The organism is Klebsiella terrigena (assembly GCF_006539725.1).
Lineage (GTDB): Bacteria > Pseudomonadota > Gammaproteobacteria > Enterobacterales > Enterobacteriaceae > Klebsiella > Klebsiella terrigena.
On sequence record NZ_BJNO01000018.1, the window covers coordinates 79,239 to 96,192 of the forward strand.

The following is a 16,954-nucleotide window of genomic DNA, read 5'->3' on the forward strand; positions in this document are numbered from 1 at the left end:
AGAGCCAACGCACCGGCCGCGCCAAGGATGACGGGGATAAAACGACACTTTCAAAATGGAACAGCTGATGAGTGCAATCGCGCCTGGACTCGTTATCCTTGCCTACCTCTGCGGCTCAATTTCCAGCGCCATTCTGGTTTGCCGCCTCGCCGGCCTGCCCGACCCTCGCGATAGCGGCTCAGGCAACCCCGGAGCGACCAACGTCCTGCGAATTGGCGGCAAGGGAGCGGCCGTAACGGTGCTTATTTTCGACGTGCTCAAAGGCATGCTGCCGGTCTGGGGCGCATGGGCACTCGGTCTGACCCCTTTCTGGCTGGGCCTGGTGGCGATCGCCGCCTGCATTGGTCATATCTGGCCGGTGTTCTTTAATTTTCGCGGCGGCAAGGGCGTGGCGACCGCCTTCGGCGCCATTGCCCCCATCGGCTGGGATTTAACCGGCGTCATGGCCGGAACCTGGCTACTGACCATTCTGCTCAGCGGCTACTCTTCGCTCGGCGCCATCGTCAGCGCGCTTATTGCGCCATTCTACGTCTGGTGGTTCAAGCCGCAGTACACCTTTCCGGTATCGATGCTCTCCTGCCTGATCCTCCTGCGCCATCACGACAACATCCAGCGCCTGTGGCGTCGCCAGGAGACCAAAATCTGGGCCCGGCTGAAGAAGAACAGGAAAAAGCCGCAGCAGAAATAACCGCCGCGCCCGGCGCCGCCGGGCACGATTTTCCCCGACAATATCTTTTGATTCCCCGGCCTGACAGCCAATCATTCCTCCGCGCCGCCGCTTCAAAGATAAACCTTTCGTAACAATCACTTAGTTATGTCTTATAACCAAAAATGATTTATTCGCCCGCCCGGCGATGTTTACTCTGAATCTCCTGATAAGACACAACAGAACAATAATATGACAGACGTAATCAATTCGGCGCCGATTGCAGCGGCAGGGTCACCCGACGGGGAAGTTAAATGGATACGCGGCGCGGCGGACGTTTCGCGCCTGATTAACGAGGGCAGCAGCGGGCGCAACAACGCGCGCATCGTCATGGGCATCGCGCTGGGCGGCATTTTTCTCGATGCCTACGATCTTGGCTCCCTGGCCTTTGGCCTGAAGGACATTACCCGTGAATTCAACCTGACGCCCGCCGGCACCGGCATGGTGGCCTCGGCCATCACCTTCGGCGCCATCGTCGGCGCGCTGCTGGGCGGCTATCTGACGGATAAAATCGGCCGCTACCGCGTCTTTATGGCGGATATGCTGTTCTTCGTGGTTGCCGCAATCGCCTGCGCGCTGGCGCCCAACGAATACGTCCTCACCGGCGCCCGGTTTGTCATGGGGCTCGGAGTGGGTATCGACCTGCCGGTGGCGATGGCCTTCCTGAGCGAATTCTCTAAACTCAAAGGGCCGGGCAACAAAGCCGCCAGCGTCGCCATGTGGTGCCCGACCTGGTACGCCGCCATCAGCGTTTCGTACCTGCTGGTGCTGTTTTTCTACGCCGCGCTGCCGGAAAGCCACAGCGACTGGCTGTGGCGGCTGATCCTCGGCTTCGGCGCAATCCCCGCGCTGGTGATTATCGCCATTCGCAGCCGCTACATGAGCGAGTCGCCGGTTTGGGCCGCCAATCAGGGCAACCTGCGTGAAGCGGCCTCGATTCTGCGCCAGGCGTACAACATCAACGCCCACGTGGCGCAGGACGCGCTGGATAAACCGGCGCCGGTGGTGAAAAAAGCGCAGTGGAGCAACTATTTACGCCTGTTCCAGGGGGTTTACCTGCGGCGTACGACCCTGGCGACGCTGCTCTCGGTGGTCTCGTCATTCGCCTATAACGCCGTCGCCTTTGGCCTGCCGGTGATTATCTCCAGCTTCTTCGTGCAGTCGATGCTAACCACGATCCTGATCTCGCTGGTCCTGAACCTGCTCTTCGCCTTCGTCGGCGGGCTGCTGGCGGTACGGCTGGTGCCGCGCCTTGGGGCGTGGAAAATGTCGCTGGCGGGATACGGCTGCCAGCTGGCGGCGCTGCTGGGGCTGGCGCTGATTGGCCGCCCGGAAGGGGCCGCCGAAGGGATCGTCGCGGTGGCCATGCTGGCGCTGTTCCTCTTCGGCCAGGGCTTTGGCCCCGGCGCGCATACCATGACTTTTGCCTCGCTGAGCTACCCGACATCGCTGCGCGGCGTTGGCGTCGGCCTCAACCAAACCCTGATGCGCAGCAGCTCAACGCTGTCGCTGTTCCTCTTCCCGCTGCTGGTTGCGGCGCTGGATACGCGCGTCTTTTGGGTTATCGCCGCGGCGCCGCTCATTGGCCTGCTGTCGCTGTTGGCCATCCGCTGGGAACCGTCGGGCTACGATATCGACGCCGAGGATTATCAGGATAAATAGCGTTACCGCCGGGCGCTCGCGCTGAGCGCCTTTTACCCACCGCCCCTCAACCGTTCAACATGTAGCGATCCCGCCTGCGGGGGAAGGTCCAGGGATGGACCCTATCCGCAGCCGGCGGCGGTTTACGGGGATAATAAGCATAAGCTTTTCATATGATCGGGATGCTTTGCGGCCGATCAATACTCATCGCTGCTGTTTTTTCTTGAGTTTGCAGGGGCGCAACATTGCACAGCACCGTGTTACCACAGACAAAAAAAGGCTGGCAGGCTACGCTGGATCTCCGCTTTCAATCTATCGGCGATAAAACGGTCCTGACCTCTTCCCGTCACGTTGGCCCGTTAACCGTCCAGCGCCCTTTTTATCCCGAAGAAGAAACCTGCCACCTCTATTTATTGCATCCGCCGGGCGGCATCGTTGGCGGCGACGAGCTGACGATTACCGCCGCCCTCGACGACGGCAGCCACGCGCTGATGACCATGCCCGGCGCCAGCAAGTTTTACCGCAGCAGCGGCGCGCAGGCGCATCTGCACCAGTGCTTCACCGTCGCGCCGCACGCTATTCTTGAATGGCTGCCGCAGGACGCCATTTTTTTCCCCGGCGCGCGAGCTAATCTGCAGACCACCTTCCATCTTCGCGCCACCAGCACGCTTTTAGCCTGGGATCTGCTGTGCCTCGGCCGCCCGGTGATGGGCGAAACCTTTAGCCACGGCACCCTCGCGAATCGGCTGGAGGTGTGGGTTGATGAGACGCCGCTGCTGGTAGAACGCCTGCGTCTCGCCGACGGCCAGCTGGCCTGCATTGCCCAGCGGCCGTGGATAGGAACGCTGCTGTTCTATCCGGCCAACGAGACCCTGCTCGACGGCGTGCGCGAACGGCTCACCGCGCTTGCTACCTACGCCGGCGCCAGCCTCACCGACGGCCTGCTGACGGTCCGATTTTTAAGTGATGATAATTTGCTGTGCCAGCGGGCGATGCGCGATATCTGGCAGTTTATGCGCCCGCATCTGACCGGGAAACCCCCGGTTCCTCCCCGAATCTGGCTGACCTAAGAGAACGCTATGGAACTGACCCCCAGAGAGAAAGATAAGCTGCTGCTGTTTACCGCCGCGCTGGTGGCGGAGCGCCGCCTGGCCCGCGGGCTGAAGCTGAACTACCCGGAAGCGGTGGCGTTAATTAGCGCCTTTATTATGGAGGGCGCCCGCGACGGCAATAGCGTGGCGGCGCTGATGGAAGAGGGCCGCCACGTCCTGAGCCGCAGTCAGGTGATGGAGGGCGTGCCCGAAATGATCCCCGATATCCAGGTCGAAGCCACCTTCCCGGACGGCTCGAAGCTGGTCACCGTCCACAATCCGATAATCTGAGGTGTCGCGATGATCCCAGGTGAGTACCAAGTGAAGCCCGGCCAGATAGCCCTTAACGTTGGCCGCATGACCCGCAGCATAATCGTTGAAAACCACGGCGACCGGCCTATTCAGGTGGGATCGCACTATCACTTCGCAGAAGTGAATCCGGCGCTGAAGTTCGACCGCGAGCAGGCGACGGGCTATCGCCTGAATATCGCCGCCGGTACCGCGGTCCGTTTTGAACCCGGGCAAAAGCGTGAAGTAGAGCTGGTTGCCGTTGCCGGCTCCCGCGCGGTGTACGGCTTTCGCGGGGCGGTGATGGGAAAACTGGAGGCAACCGATGAGTAATATTTCACGCCAGGCCTATGCCGATATGTTTGGCCCCACCACCGGCGATAAGGTTCGCCTCGCGGATACCGAGCTGTGGATAGAGGTCGAGGACGATCTCACCACCTACGGCGAAGAGGTGAAGTTCGGCGGCGGAAAGGTGATTCGCGACGGCATGGGCCAGGGGCAAATGCTCTCAGCGGAGTGCGTCGATCTGGTGCTGACCAACGCGCTGATCGTCGATCACTGGGGGATCGTGAAAGCGGATATCGGCGTCAAAGAGGGGCGCATCTTCGCCGTTGGCAAAGCGGGCAACCCGGATATCCAGCCTGACGTCACCATCCCTATCGGCGCGGCGACGGAAATCATTGCCGCCGAAGGTAAGATAGTCACCGCCGGCGGCGTCGATACGCATATCCACTGGATCTGCCCGCAGCAGGCGGAAGAGGCGCTGGTCTCCGGCGTCACCACCATGGTCGGCGGCGGCACCGGGCCGGCGGCGGGCACCCACGCCACCACCTGCACGCCCGGGCCGTGGTATATCTCGCGGATGCTGCAGGCGGCGGATAGCCTGCCGGTTAACATCGGCCTGCTGGGTAAAGGCAACGGCTCCAACCCTGACGCGCTGCGTGAGCAGGTGGCGGCTGGCGTGATTGGCCTGAAAATCCACGAAGACTGGGGCGCGACGCCCGCGGCTATCAACTGTGCGCTGACCGTCGCCGATGAGATGGACGTTCAGGTCGCGCTGCACAGCGATACCCTCAACGAGTCCGGCTTTGTCGAAGATACCCTGGCGGCAATTGGCGGTCGCACCATCCACACCTTCCATACCGAAGGTGCCGGCGGCGGCCACGCGCCGGATATTATTACCGCCTGCGCGCACCCCAATATTCTGCCCTCTTCGACTAACCCGACGTTGCCCTACACCGTCAATACCATCGATGAGCATCTCGATATGCTGATGGTTTGCCATCACCTCGACCCGGACATCGCGGAGGACGTGGCGTTTGCCGAATCGCGCATTCGCCGCGAGACCATCGCCGCCGAGGACGTCCTGCACGATATCGGCGCCTTCTCGCTGACCTCTTCCGATTCGCAGGCCATGGGCCGCGTCGGCGAGGTGGTGCTGCGCACCTGGCAGGTCGCCCACCGCATGAAGGTCCAGCGCGGTCCGCTGGCGGAAGAGCGCGGCGACAACGATAACTTTCGCGTTAAGCGCTATATCGCGAAATACACCATAAACCCGGCGCTGACCCACGGTATCGCCCACGAGGTCGGCTCGATTGAGGCCGGCAAGATGGCGGACCTGGTGCTGTGGTCCCCGGCGTTCTTCGGCGTGAAGCCGGCGTGCGTGGTGAAGGGCGGGATGATTGCCATCGCGCCAATGGGCGATATTAACGCTTCGATTCCCACCCCGCAGCCGGTGCACTATCGGCCGATGTTCGGAGCGCTGGGCAGCGCCCGCCATCACTGCCGGCTGACCTTCCTGTCGCAGGCGGCGGTAGAGAGCGGCGTGGCGCAGCGCCTCAATCTGCACAGCGCCACGGCCACGGTGAAGGGTTGTCGAACGCTGCAGAAGGCCGACATGATCCATAACGGCCTGCAGCCCAATATTACCGTTGATGCGCAAACCTATGAGGTGCGTATTGACGGGGAGCTAATCACCAGCGAACCGGCAGAAGTGCTGCCGATGGCGCAACGTTACTTTCTGTTTTAAGGAGTCCGGATGCTGTATCTGACCCAACGCGTGGATGCGCCGGTGCAGGCAACGGCCAGCGTCACGCTGCCGATTGATGTGCGGGTAAAAAGCCGAATCAAAGTCACCCTTAACGACGGGCGCGAAGCGGGCCTGCTGCTGCCGCGCGGCCTGCTGCTGCGGGGCGGTGACGTGCTGAGCAATGAAGAGGGCAGCGAGTTCGTCGCGGTCGTTGCCGCCGATGAGGGCGTCTCCGTCGTGCGCTGCGAGGATCCGTTTACGCTGGCGAAAGCCTGCTATCACCTCGGCAACCGCCACGTTCCGCTGCAGATTATGCCCGGCGAGCTGCGCTACCACCACGACCACGTGCTGGACGATATGCTGCGCCAGTTCGGCCTGCAGGTGAGCTTCGCCCACCTGCCGTTCGAACCGGAAGCCGGCGCCTACGCCAGCGAGAGCCACGGGCACGCCCACGGTCATCATCACGATAGCGGCCACGACCACCATCACGGGCACGGTCACTAAATGCCGTCACCGGAAAAACGCCTGCGGCTGATGCAGCTGGCCAGCAGCAACCTGCCGGTCGGCGGCTATAGCTGGTCGCAGGGGCTGGAGTGGGCGGTAGAAGCGGGCTGGGTGGCCGATACTCCGGCCTTCGAGCGCTGGCAGCTGCAGCAGATGGAGCAGAGCTTTTTTACCGTCGATCTGCCGCTGTTCGCCCGCCTCTATCGCGCCTGCGAAGCTAACAACCTGGCCGAGGCTCAGCGCTGGGCGGCGTACCTGCTCGCCTGCAGAGAAACCCGCGAGCTGCGCGAAGAGGAGCGTAATCGCGGGGCGGCGTTCACCCGACTGCTTGCCGACTGGCAGCCGGAGTGTCCCAAAGAGTGGCGGACGCTGTGCCAGCAAAGCCAGCTGGCCGGCATGGCCTGGCTTGGCGTGCGCTGGCAAATTAGCCTCCCCGACCTGGCGCTGAGCCTCGGCTACAGCTGGATTGAGGGCGCGGTGATGGCCGGCGTTAAGCTGGTGCCCTTTGGGCAACAGGCGGCGCAGCAGCTGATCATCCGCCTGTGCGATCGCTATGCGGCGGATATGGCCAGCGCGCTTGCCGCCCCGGACGAGGCGATCGGCTCCTCCACGCCGCTGACCGCCATCGCCTCCGCCCGACATGAAACGCAGTATTCCCGACTATTCCGTTCTTAGGAGAAAGCATGAACAACTACAAACATCCGCTGCGCGTGGGCGTCGGCGGCCCGGTCGGCTCCGGGAAAACCGCGCTGCTGGAAGCGCTGTGTAAAGCCATGCGTAATACGTATCAGCTGGCCGTCGTCACCAACGATATCTATACCAAAGAAGATCAGCGCATCCTCACCGAAGCCGGCGCGCTGGAGCCGGAACGGATCGTCGGCGTCGAAACCGGCGGCTGTCCGCATACCGCCATCCGCGAAGACGCGTCGATGAACCTGGCGGCGGTGGAAGCGCTGAGCGAAAAATTCGGTAACCTTGAGCTTATCTTCGTCGAAAGCGGCGGCGATAACCTTAGCGCAACCTTTAGCCCCGAGCTGGCCGATCTGACCATCTACGTTATCGACGTGGCGGAAGGGGAGAAAATCCCGCGTAAAGGCGGCCCGGGGATCACCAAATCGGACTTCCTGGTGATCAACAAAACCGACCTTGCACCGTATGTGGGCGCCTCGCTGGAAGTGATGGAGCGCGACACCATGCGGATGCGCGGCGAGCGTCCGTGGGCCTTTACTAACCTGAAAAGCGGCGACGGCCTGCAGAGCATCATTGACTTCCTCGAAGACAAAGGCATGCTGCGCCGCTAGGCCGTGCACCATCCGGACGCGCCCGCGCCCGGATGGTGCATTCGACGCCCTCTTTTTATCCTCCCCTCCCCCGCGGCCCCTGCGGCGCCTGCTCTACGAAGTGGCATAAGGTTTGCTAATTACAGTCATACCTGACCATTAAGGAATGACTATGTCGTCACTGGATATAAAAACTGAGCTACCTGCGCAAACCGGCACCGCCGGCTCCCGTGAAACATTAGAAGATTACACCCTGCGCTACGCTCCGCTGAGCTTTCGCCGCTGGGGGCCAGGCGTCGTCGCCGTCACCGCGCTGGGCGGCATAGCCTACCTGGCCGACTTTTCTATCGGCGCCAGCATCGGCATGGCGTGGGGCACCACCAACGCCATTTACTCGATTCTGCTGGCCGCGCTGGTGATTTTCCTGACCGGTATTCCGCTGGCGATCACCGCCGCTCGCTATAACATCGACCTCGATTTAATCACCCGCAGCGCCGGATTCGGCTATTTTGGTTCGGTCATTACCAGCATCATTTTTGCCGGATTTACCTTTATCTTCTTCGCCCTTGAGGGCTCGATTATGGCGCAGGGGCTGCTGGTTGGCCTCGGGATCCCGCTGTGGATGGGCTACCTCATCGCCACCCTGATGGTGCTGCCGCTGGTCGTTTACGGCATGAAGGCCCTGACCCGTCTGCAGGTCTGGACCACGCCGCTGTGGCTGGTGCTGATGGTCGTGCCGGTGGCCTGGCTTATCGCCAAAGACCCGCAGCTGGTGGATGGCTTTATGAACTTTGCCGGCAAGAACGACGCCTCGCGCGTGGATTTAACCGCCATCATGCTGGGCGCCGGGGTGTGCCTGTCGCTGATCATGCAGATCGGCGAGCAGATTGACTATCTGCGCTTTATGCCGCCGAAAACGGCAGAGAACAGCAGGAGCTGGTGGCTGGCGGTCTTTTCCGCCGGTCCGGGCTGGGTGGTGCTGGGGGCGATCAAGCAGATTATTGGCGCCTTCCTCGGCTTCTACCTGCTGACCCGCTTCCCGGCGGTACATAACACCGAGCCGGTTCAGCAGTTCGTCAGCGTCTTTGATAACATGGTGCCCGGCTGGCTGGCACTGACCCTGGCCGTGGTGCTGGTGGTTATCTCGCAGATTAAAATTAACGTCACCAACGCCTACTCCGGCTCGCTGGCCTGGACCAGCGCCTGGACGCGCACCACCCGCAGCTATCCTGGGCGGATCGTCTTTGTTGTCGTCAACCTCGCCATTGCGCTGGCGCTGATGGAGGGCGATATGTTCAGCGCCCTGTCGTGGATCCTCGGCTTTTACTCCAACTTCGCCATTGCCTGGGTCGTGGTGGTGGCGACCGATATTACCGTCAATAAGGGCCTGCTGAAGCTGGCGCCGGCCCAGCCGGAGTATCGTCGGGGAATGATCTATAACGTTAACCCGGTGGGGGTGGTTTCCTTTGCTCTCGCCGCCGGGCTCTCTATCTGCGCGTTCTTCGGCCTGCTCGGCGCCACCCTCGCCCCGTTCTCGCCGCTGATTGCGCTGGTTATAGCGCTGGTGATGACGCCGCTGATGGGCATTCTGACCCGCGGGCGCTACTACATCAAACAGCACGATGATGGCATTGCCGAACCGCGCTATGACGCGCAGGGGAACGCCTCCACCACCGTGTATCGCTGCATGACCTGCCGGGAAGAGTACGAGCGTCCGGACGTGATGCACTCGGCAAAACATCAGGGGGCCATTTGCTCGCTGTGTAAGAGTATGGAATAGCGAAGAAAAGTAGAGTGCAAAAAGTCAGGCCGACGCGAGGTCGGCCTGTGAGCAGGATCAGGCCGCCGGCAGCTCGGCGAGCGGCCAGCGCGGGCGCACGGTGACGCCGAGGTCAGGCTTCGCGCCGGTCCGCAGGCGCACCATTCCGGCATAGGCGATCATCGCGCCGTTGTCGGTACAGAACTCGGGGCGGGCGTAAAACACTTCCCCGCCGCGCTTTTGCATCATCTCGGCCAGCTTCGCGCGCAGCGTGCGGTTGGCGCTCACGCCGCCCGCCATCACCAGCCGCTTAAAGCCGGTCTGATCCAGCGCCCGACGGCACTTAATCATCAGCGTATCCACCACCGCATCTTCAAACGCCCGCGCAATGTCCGCCCGGGTCTGGTCGTCATTCTCATTATTACGAATGGTGTTGGCGGCAAAGGTCTTCAGGCCAGAGAAGCTAAAATCCAGCCCCGGGCGATCGGTCATCGGCCGCGGGAAGACAAAACGGCCTTCGCTGCCCTGGGCGGCCATTTTAGAGAGCATCGGGCCGCCGGGATAATCGAGGCCCAGCAGCTTGGCGGTCTTATCAAACGCTTCCCCTGCCGCATCGTCTATCGATTCGCCCAGCAGCTCATACTGGCCAATGCCGGTCACGCTAATCAGCTGGGTATGGCCGCCGGAAACCAGCAGCGCCACAAAAGGATAGTCCGGCGGATTATCTTCCAGCATCGGCGCCAGCAGATGCCCTTCCATATGGTGTACCGGGATTGCCGGGACGTTCCAGGCGAACGCCAGCGAACGGCCCACCGTGGCGCCAACCAGCAGCGCGCCGACCAGCCCCGGCCCGGCGGTGTAGGCAACCGCATCGATATCTTTCGCCGTCAGTCCGGCCTCTTTCAGCGCCGCCTGGATCAGCGGTACCGTTTTACGCACGTGATCGCGCGAAGCCAGCTCAGGCACCACGCCGCCGTAGTCAGCGTGAAGTTTCACCTGACTATACAATTGGTTGGCCAGCAGGCCTTGCTTATCGTCGTAAATGGCGATGCCGGTTTCATCGCAGGATGTTTCAATACCCAGTACACGCATGTCTTGTTTTACCTCGCTCTAATACCGCGCAGTTTAGGACCAATGCGGGTTGATGTATACCCTAAGAATTGCAGGCAGCAGCGCGACGGGGGCCGGAGCCCACAAGGGATACGCGGCCAGGGCGGGCGGTAAAAGCCTGGTGCGGGACGCTCGCCGGCGCGGCGGACATAAAACTTTGTTCGCCCCAGCAAGAACCCTCGTGTATACTCCTCACCCTTATAAAAGTCCTTTCAAAAAGGGCGCAGGTGCTTTACAAAGCAGCAGTAGTTGCAGTAAAATTCCGCACCATTTTGAAATAAGCTGGCGCTGATGCCAGCAGCAAACCGAATTAATCAAAGGTGAGAGGCACATGCCGGTAATTAAAGTACGTGAAAACGAGCCGTTCGACGTAGCTCTGCGTCGCTTCAAGCGTTCCTGTGAAAAAGCAGGTGTTCTGGCGGAAGTTCGTCGTCGTGAGTTCTATGAAAAACCGACTACCGAACGTAAGCGCGCTAAAGCTTCTGCAGTGAAACGTCACGCGAAGAAACTGGCTCGCGAAAACGCACGCCGCACTCGTCTGTACTAATCTGTTGAGGGCTAAAGCCCTCAATTCAGGCTGAGTTGTAAGTTGTAAGGCCGTGCTTCCGGAAGGAATGCGCGGCTTATTTTCGTTTATGCATTAGCATATACACTCACCCCTTCAGGATGCATCAAAGCAGCATAAGAGCGAATCCCGGGAGCTGACTGACGTCGGCGGCAGGGGCGCATCGGCGCTGAAGCAGCTTGTTGGATCAGGTGTATAATTACGGGGCCTATGGCTGGACGAATCCCACGCGTATTTATCAATGACCTGCTGGCGCGAACCGACATCGTCGATCTTATCGACGCGCGGGTAAAGCTCAAAAAGCAGGGCAAGAACTACCACGCGTGCTGTCCATTTCATAACGAAAAAACCCCCTCTTTTACCGTCAACGGTGAAAAACAGTTTTATCACTGCTTCGGCTGCGGTGCGCACGGCAACGCCGTCGACTTCCTGATGAACTACGACAAGCTCGAGTTCGTGGAGACGGTCGAAGAGCTGGCCGCCATGCACAACCTTGAAGTGCCGTACGAAGCGGGCAATGGACCCAGTCAGATAGAGCGCCATCAACGGCAAAGTCTCTATCAGCTGATGGATGGTCTGAATGCGTTTTATCAGCAGTCTTTGCAGCAACCCGCCGCCGACCCTGCGCGCCAGTATCTGGATAAGCGTGGTTTAAGCAGCGAGGTCATTGCGCGCTTTGCGATTGGCTACGCGCCACCCGGTTGGGATAACGTTTTAAAACGTTTTGGCGGCAATCAAGAAAACCGCCAGTCGCTTATCGACGCCGGCATGCTGGTGACTAACGATAAGGGACGCAGTTACGACCGCTTCCGCGAACGGGTGATGTTCCCGATCCGCGATAAGCGAGGCCGGGTAATTGGTTTTGGTGGTCGCGTGCTGGGTGATGCCCTGCCGAAGTACCTTAACTCCCCGGAAACCGATATTTTCCATAAAGGTCGTCAGCTGTACGGCCTGTATGAAGCGCAGCAGAACAACGCCGAACCGCCGCGCCTGTTAGTTGTCGAAGGCTATATGGACGTCGTAGCGCTGGCGCAGTACGACATTAACTATGCCGTCGCGTCCCTTGGCACCTCGACGACAGCCGACCATATTCAGCTGCTGTTCCGGGCGACCAATCAGGTCATCTGCTGTTACGACGGCGACCGGGCGGGCCGCGAGGCAGCATGGCGAGCGCTGGAGACCGCGCTGCCGTATATGACCGACGGCCGCCAGCTGCGCTTTATGTTTCTACCCGACGGTGAAGACCCGGATACGCTGGTGCGTAAAGAGGGTAAGGCCGCGTTTGAAGCGCGGATGGAGCAGGCTCAGCCGCTCTCCACGTTTTTGTTTAACAGCCTGCTGCCGCAGGTTGATTTGAGCACCCCGGACGGGCGCGCGCAGCTCAGCACGCTGGCGCTGCCGCTGATAACCCAAGTTCCGGGCGAGACGCTGCGCATCTATCTGCGCCAGGAGTTGGGCAACAAGCTGGGGATTTTGGATGACGCCCAGCTTGAACGTTTAATGCCAAAGCTGACAGAAAATGGCGCACCGCGCCCTGCTCCACAGCTAAAACGCACGACCATGCGTATACTGATAGGACTGCTGGTGCAAAATCCGGATCTGGCACCGCTGGTACCGCCTTTAGCGGGCCTGGATCAGCGTAGAATGCCGGGACTGGGCTTATTCAGCGAACTGGTTAACACCTGTCTGTCTCAGCCAGGTCTGACCACCGGACAACTTTTAGAGCAGTATCGCGGCACAAATGAGGCCGCCACCCTTGAAAAACTGTCGATGTGGGACGATATAGCAGATAAAGATATCGCGGAAAAAACCTTCACCGACTCGCTCAACCATATGTTTGATTCACTGCTTGAACTGCGACAGGAAGAGTTGATAGCTCGCGATCGCACGCACGGCTTAAGCAGTGAGGAACGCCGGGAGCTCTGGACTATCAGCCAGGAGCTGGCAAAAAAATGAATTGCACGGCTTAAGTGCCGAATATCGTTCGGGAAGCCCCCGACAGCCGCGCTGAGGCGCAGCGGCAATAATATAAGTACGCCCTCGCTTTAAATGCTGGCAGTTTGTCTGCCAACACCAATCAAACGAATTAAGTGTGGATACCGTCTTATGGAGCAAAACCCGCAGTCACAGCTGAAGCTTCTTGTCCAACGTGGTAAGGAGCAAGGCTATCTGACCTATGCCGAGGTCAATGACCATCTGCCGGAAGATATCGTCGACTCCGATCAGATCGAAGACATCATCCAAATGATCAATGATATGGGCATTCAGGTGATGGAAGAAGCACCGGATGCCGACGATCTGCTGCTGGCTGAAAACAGCAACAACACCGACGAAGATGCAGAAGAAGCTGCTGCACAGGTTCTGTCCAGTGTTGAATCAGAGATCGGACGCACGACCGACCCGGTGCGCATGTATATGCGCGAAATGGGTACCGTGGAACTGCTGACCCGCGAAGGCGAAATTGACATCGCTAAGCGCATCGAAGACGGGATCAATCAGGTCCAGTGCTCCGTTGCCGAATATCCGGAAGCCATTACCTACCTGCTGGAACAGTACGATCGCGTTGAAGCTGAAGAAGCGCGTCTGTCAGACCTGATCACCGGATTCGTCGATCCGAACGCCGAAGAAGACCTGGCGCCAACCGCCACGCACGTCGGCTCCGAACTGTCTCAGGAAGAGATGGATGACGACGAAGAAGATGAAGAAGAAGAAGACGACGACAGCAGCGATGACGACAACAGCATCGACCCTGAGCTGGCGCGCGAGAAATTCGGTGAGCTGCGTACGCAGTACGAACTGACCCGCGACACCATCAAAGCAAAAGGCCGTAGCCACGCTGCAGCACAGGAAGAAATTCTCAAGCTGTCTGAAGTCTTTAAACAGTTCCGCCTGGTACCGAAACAGTTCGATTACCTGGTCGGCAGCATGCGTAGCATGATGGACCGAGTGCGTACTCAGGAACGCATCATCATGAAGCTGTGCGTCGAACAGTGCAAAATGCCGAAGAAAAACTTCATCACTCTGTTCACCGGCAACGAAACCAGCGAAACCTGGTTCAACGCGGCCGTGGCCATGAACAAACCGTGGTCTGAAAAGCTGCACGACGTCAAAGAAGACGTTCAGCGCGGCCTGATGAAGCTGCAGCAGATTGAAGAAGAAACCGGCCTGACCATCGAGCAGGTTAAGGATATCAACCGTCGTATGTCCATCGGTGAAGCGAAAGCCCGCCGTGCGAAGAAAGAGATGGTTGAAGCAAACTTGCGTCTGGTTATTTCTATCGCCAAGAAATACACCAACCGCGGCCTGCAGTTCCTCGACCTGATTCAGGAAGGTAACATCGGCCTGATGAAGGCGGTAGATAAGTTCGAATACCGTCGCGGCTACAAGTTCTCCACCTATGCAACCTGGTGGATCCGTCAGGCGATCACCCGCTCCATAGCGGATCAGGCGCGCACCATCCGTATTCCGGTGCATATGATTGAGACGATCAACAAGCTCAACCGTATCTCTCGCCAGATGCTGCAGGAAATGGGCCGCGAGCCGACGCCGGAAGAGCTGGCCGAGCGCATGCTGATGCCGGAAGATAAAATTCGTAAGGTGCTGAAAATCGCCAAAGAGCCGATCTCCATGGAAACGCCGATCGGCGACGATGAAGATTCGCATCTGGGTGATTTCATCGAGGATACCACCCTCGAGCTGCCGCTGGATTCCGCCACCACGGAAAGCCTGCGCGCTGCCACCCACGACGTTCTGGCCGGCCTGACCGCCCGTGAAGCGAAGGTCCTGCGTATGCGTTTCGGTATCGACATGAATACCGACCACACGCTGGAAGAAGTGGGTAAACAGTTCGACGTCACCCGCGAACGTATTCGTCAGATCGAAGCGAAAGCGCTGCGCAAGCTGCGCCACCCGAGCCGCTCTGAGGTTCTGCGTAGCTTCCTCGACGATTAATCGTCAGGCAATAAATGCAAAAAGCTCCCCACGGGGAGCTTTTTTTTGCCCGGCGTTTACCCCCAGGCGCGAAGGCTATAGCCCGCGCGTCGCCAGCGCATCGTCAAGCTCGCGATACGCCTCCACCAGCTTATCGAGCGTCGCCCGGTTCAGTCCGCTGGGATTCGGCAGCACCCACAGCTCGGTCGCCCCGATGGTCGCCTGCTGCCTGCCCCACTTCACGCTGCGCGCCTGAAACGCCTTCTCAAAGGCCTGCTTGCCGAGAACCGCCAGCGCCCGCGGCTGATACTCCTCTATTTTGCGTACCAGCTCTCGCCCGCCGCTGCGCAGCTCCTGCAGCGCCACTTCGCTGGCCTGCACCGTCGGACGCTCCACCAGCATGGTGATCCCGCAGCGGGTGTCGAGCAGCTGGAGCTCCTCTTCCGGCTTCAGCAGCCGGTCGGTAAAGCCGGCCTGGTGAATCACCTTCCAGAAGCGGTTTCCCGCGTGCGCGAAGTGAAAGCCGGTATGGGCGGAGGATTTTCCCGGATTGATCCCGCAGAAGACCACCCGCAGGTTCGGTGCCAGAATATCGTTAATCATCTTGTCCCCTGCTCAATAGCTAAAAGCTAATTATAAAGGATTGAAAATGCGTTGTTTATAAAAACAGCAGCCGCGCGTTTTAGGCTGGATTGCATCTGCCAGTTACTTTATAATCCCTCGCCACGGCCCCTTAGCTCAGTGGTTAGAGCAGGCGACTCATAATCGCTTGGTCGCTGGTTCAAGTCCAGCAGGGGCCACCAAATTTTAGCTTTAAGATGATATAAAAAAGCCACTCGAAAGAGTGGCTTTTTTATATCAGAAATGGACTGACCCACGACCGTAGACAAATCCAGTCCTCACAACAAGGCCTGTTCGAAGGCCTCCGCACTGATGCCGCCGAGTTGACTTTGGCACCGGGCCCGGTTGTAGAAGACTTCAATGTAATCGAAAATATCAGCCCGGGCCAGATCCCGGGTTTTATATATGCATTTTCTGATCCTTTCTTTTTTCAGTGAACTGAAGAATGATTCGGCCACAGCATTATCCCAACAGTTGCCAGGCTGGCTCATGCTCGGGGCCAGATTGTTGGCCCGGCAGAAGTGTTGCCAGTCATCGCTGCCGTACTGGCTGCCCTGGTCCGAATGCACGATAATCTCGCCGTCCGGCTTCGTCGCTACACGGCGATCATCAGTGCATCCAGCGCCAGTTCGTGTGAGAGAGTGGGTTTCATCGACCAGCCCACCACGTTACAGGCGAAGAGATCGATGACCACCGCCAGATACAGCTAGCTCTGCCAGGTACGGATATAGGTAATATCGGTCATCCAGACCTGATTGGCCCGGATGACGGTAAACTGCCACTGCACATAGTTTGGGACAACAACAGAAGGTCTGCCGGCGATACGGCGTGAGGCTTTATACCCGCGTACCGCTTTAATCCGGTTCAGTTGCATAATACGGCCCATCCGGTTTTTGCCGCAGGTTTCCCCGATGTCGTTCAGATCGCTATGAACCCGCCGGTAACCGTATACGCCTCCGCTCAGTGAATAGGAATCACGGATAAGCGTCAGCAGACGCTGGTTATCTTTATCACGCGCCGAGATCGGGTTGTGCAGCCACGCGTAGACCCCGGCCCGGGCGACATTCAGTACCCGACACATCGTCATCACACCCCATACAGTGCGGTGCTCATTGATAAAGCGGTACTTTAGCCGGGCTCCCTTGCAAAGTACCGCGCGGCCTTTTTCAGGATATCCCGTTCTTCTTCGGTGCGTTTTAGCTGTGCCCGTAGTTTCAGGATCTCGCTTTGGATTCCAGTAAATCCCGGGTATGCTGTTCGCTGTTATCGGGTTTGATAGCCCGTAGACACTTGTAGAGGCTGTGTGCAGAAACACTCAAACGGTCAGATACTTCGGCAACGGAATAACCGCGTTCCGTTATTTGACGGACTGCTTCTTCCTTAAATTCAGGTGTAAATCGTGGTGTGCCCATACGCTCCTCCTATGCTCA

15 protein-coding genes, 1 tRNA gene and 2 pseudogenes are annotated in these 16,954 nt (G+C 59.2%); 14 read left to right on the top strand and 4 right to left on the bottom strand.

The window, feature by feature from the left end; genetic code table 11:
• The first annotated feature begins 67 nt into the window (after positions 1-67).
• Together plsY and RTE01_RS18795 are read left to right on the top strand one after the other, a co-directional pair.
• A complete protein-coding gene (gene plsY / locus RTE01_RS18790; RefSeq protein ID WP_041147754.1) occupies positions 68-688 on the top strand; it encodes a glycerol-3-phosphate 1-O-acyltransferase PlsY in 621 nt (206 codons plus the stop codon).
• Between the two features lie 210 nt (positions 689-898).
• Positions 899-2,368 (top strand): MFS transporter, encoded by a 1,470-nt coding sequence (locus tag RTE01_RS18795; protein WP_134527808.1) that lies wholly within the window; start codon positions 899-901, stop codon positions 2,366-2,368.
• Positions 2,369-2,519: 151 nt separating this feature from the next.
• Here the strand turns inward: RTE01_RS18795 and RTE01_RS26450 are convergent.
• Positions 2,520-2,603 (bottom strand): annotated as a pseudogene (locus RTE01_RS26450) (short-chain dehydrogenase); the annotation flags it as partial.
• Here RTE01_RS26450 and RTE01_RS18800 point away from each other — a divergent pair.
• The 8 genes from RTE01_RS18800 (at position 2,593) to RTE01_RS18835 (ending at position 9,319) form a co-directional block, all read left to right on the top strand.
• A complete protein-coding gene (locus RTE01_RS18800) occupies positions 2,593-3,417 on the top strand; it encodes an urease accessory protein UreD (protein WP_134527811.1) in 825 nt (274 codons plus the stop codon). The pseudogene RTE01_RS26450 and the gene RTE01_RS18800 overlap by 11 nt on opposite strands.
• Positions 3,418-3,426: 9 nt before the next feature.
• Positions 3,427-3,729, top strand: coding sequence for an urease subunit gamma (locus RTE01_RS18805; RefSeq protein ID WP_041147294.1), 303 nt, complete (start codon positions 3,427-3,429; stop codon positions 3,727-3,729).
• Between the two features lie 9 nt (positions 3,730-3,738).
• On the top strand, positions 3,739-4,059 hold the full coding sequence (locus RTE01_RS18810; RefSeq protein WP_041147295.1) for an urease subunit beta: 321 nt from the start codon (positions 3,739-3,741) through the stop codon (positions 4,057-4,059).
• Positions 4,052-5,755 (top strand): urease subunit alpha, encoded by a 1,704-nt coding sequence (ureC, locus tag RTE01_RS18815; protein WP_041147296.1) that lies wholly within the window; start codon positions 4,052-4,054, stop codon positions 5,753-5,755. The genes RTE01_RS18810 and ureC overlap by 8 nt, the downstream gene beginning before the upstream one ends.
• A 9-nt stretch (positions 5,756-5,764) precedes the next feature.
• A complete protein-coding gene (gene ureE, locus RTE01_RS18820; RefSeq protein ID WP_041147297.1) occupies positions 5,765-6,259 on the top strand; it encodes an urease accessory protein UreE in 495 nt (164 codons plus the stop codon).
• Positions 6,260-6,934, top strand: coding sequence for an urease accessory protein UreF (locus RTE01_RS18825; RefSeq protein ID WP_134527819.1), 675 nt, complete (start codon positions 6,260-6,262; stop codon positions 6,932-6,934). It abuts the gene before it with no gap.
• A gap of 8 nt (positions 6,935-6,942) precedes the next feature.
• Entirely contained in the window at positions 6,943-7,560 is a 618-nt protein-coding gene (gene ureG, locus RTE01_RS18830) for an urease accessory protein UreG (protein WP_041147299.1), read from the top strand.
• A gap of 151 nt (positions 7,561-7,711) precedes the next feature.
• Positions 7,712-9,319 carry a purine-cytosine permease family protein gene (locus tag RTE01_RS18835; RefSeq protein WP_134527823.1) on the top strand — a complete coding sequence of 536 codons (1,608 nt, stop codon included), beginning with the start codon at positions 7,712-7,714 and terminating at the stop codon, positions 9,317-9,319.
• A gap of 57 nt (positions 9,320-9,376) precedes the next feature.
• Here RTE01_RS18835 and tsaD read toward each other — a convergent pair whose 3' ends face one another.
• Positions 9,377-10,390 (bottom strand): tRNA (adenosine(37)-N6)-threonylcarbamoyltransferase complex transferase subunit TsaD, encoded by a 1,014-nt coding sequence (tsaD, locus tag RTE01_RS18840; RefSeq protein WP_041147301.1) that lies wholly within the window; start codon positions 10,388-10,390, stop codon positions 9,377-9,379.
• A gap of 349 nt (positions 10,391-10,739) precedes the next feature.
• On the opposite strand from tsaD, the gene rpsU reads away from it, so the two are divergent.
• The 3 genes from rpsU (at position 10,740) to rpoD (ending at position 14,924) form a co-directional block, all read left to right on the top strand.
• Positions 10,740-10,955 carry a 30S ribosomal protein S21 gene (rpsU, locus tag RTE01_RS18845; protein WP_001144069.1) on the top strand — a complete coding sequence of 72 codons (216 nt, stop codon included), beginning with the start codon at positions 10,740-10,742 and terminating at the stop codon, positions 10,953-10,955.
• 228 nt (positions 10,956-11,183) lie between these two features.
• On the top strand, positions 11,184-12,929 hold the full coding sequence (gene dnaG, locus RTE01_RS18850) for a DNA primase (RefSeq protein ID WP_041147302.1): 1,746 nt from the start codon (positions 11,184-11,186) through the stop codon (positions 12,927-12,929).
• Positions 12,930-13,079: 150 nt separating this feature from the next.
• The gene (gene rpoD, locus RTE01_RS18855) at positions 13,080-14,924 is read left to right on the top strand and encodes an RNA polymerase sigma factor RpoD (protein WP_134527826.1); all 1,845 of its coding nucleotides are present in this window, start codon (positions 13,080-13,082) and stop codon (positions 14,922-14,924) included.
• A 75-nt stretch (positions 14,925-14,999) separates the two neighbouring features.
• On the opposite strand, the gene mug is transcribed toward rpoD, so the two are convergent.
• On the bottom strand, positions 15,000-15,506 hold the full coding sequence (gene mug / locus RTE01_RS18860) for a G/U mismatch-specific DNA glycosylase (RefSeq protein WP_041147304.1): 507 nt from the start codon (positions 15,504-15,506) through the stop codon (positions 15,000-15,002).
• A gap of 124 nt (positions 15,507-15,630) precedes the next feature.
• Here mug and RTE01_RS18865 point away from each other — a divergent pair.
• Positions 15,631-15,706 (top strand) — tRNA-Ile (locus RTE01_RS18865).
• Between the two features lie 96 nt (positions 15,707-15,802).
• Here RTE01_RS18865 and RTE01_RS18870 read toward each other — a convergent pair.
• Positions 15,803-16,936: pseudogene (locus RTE01_RS18870) on the bottom strand (IS3 family transposase).
• Positions 16,937-16,954 lie beyond the last annotated feature (18 nt).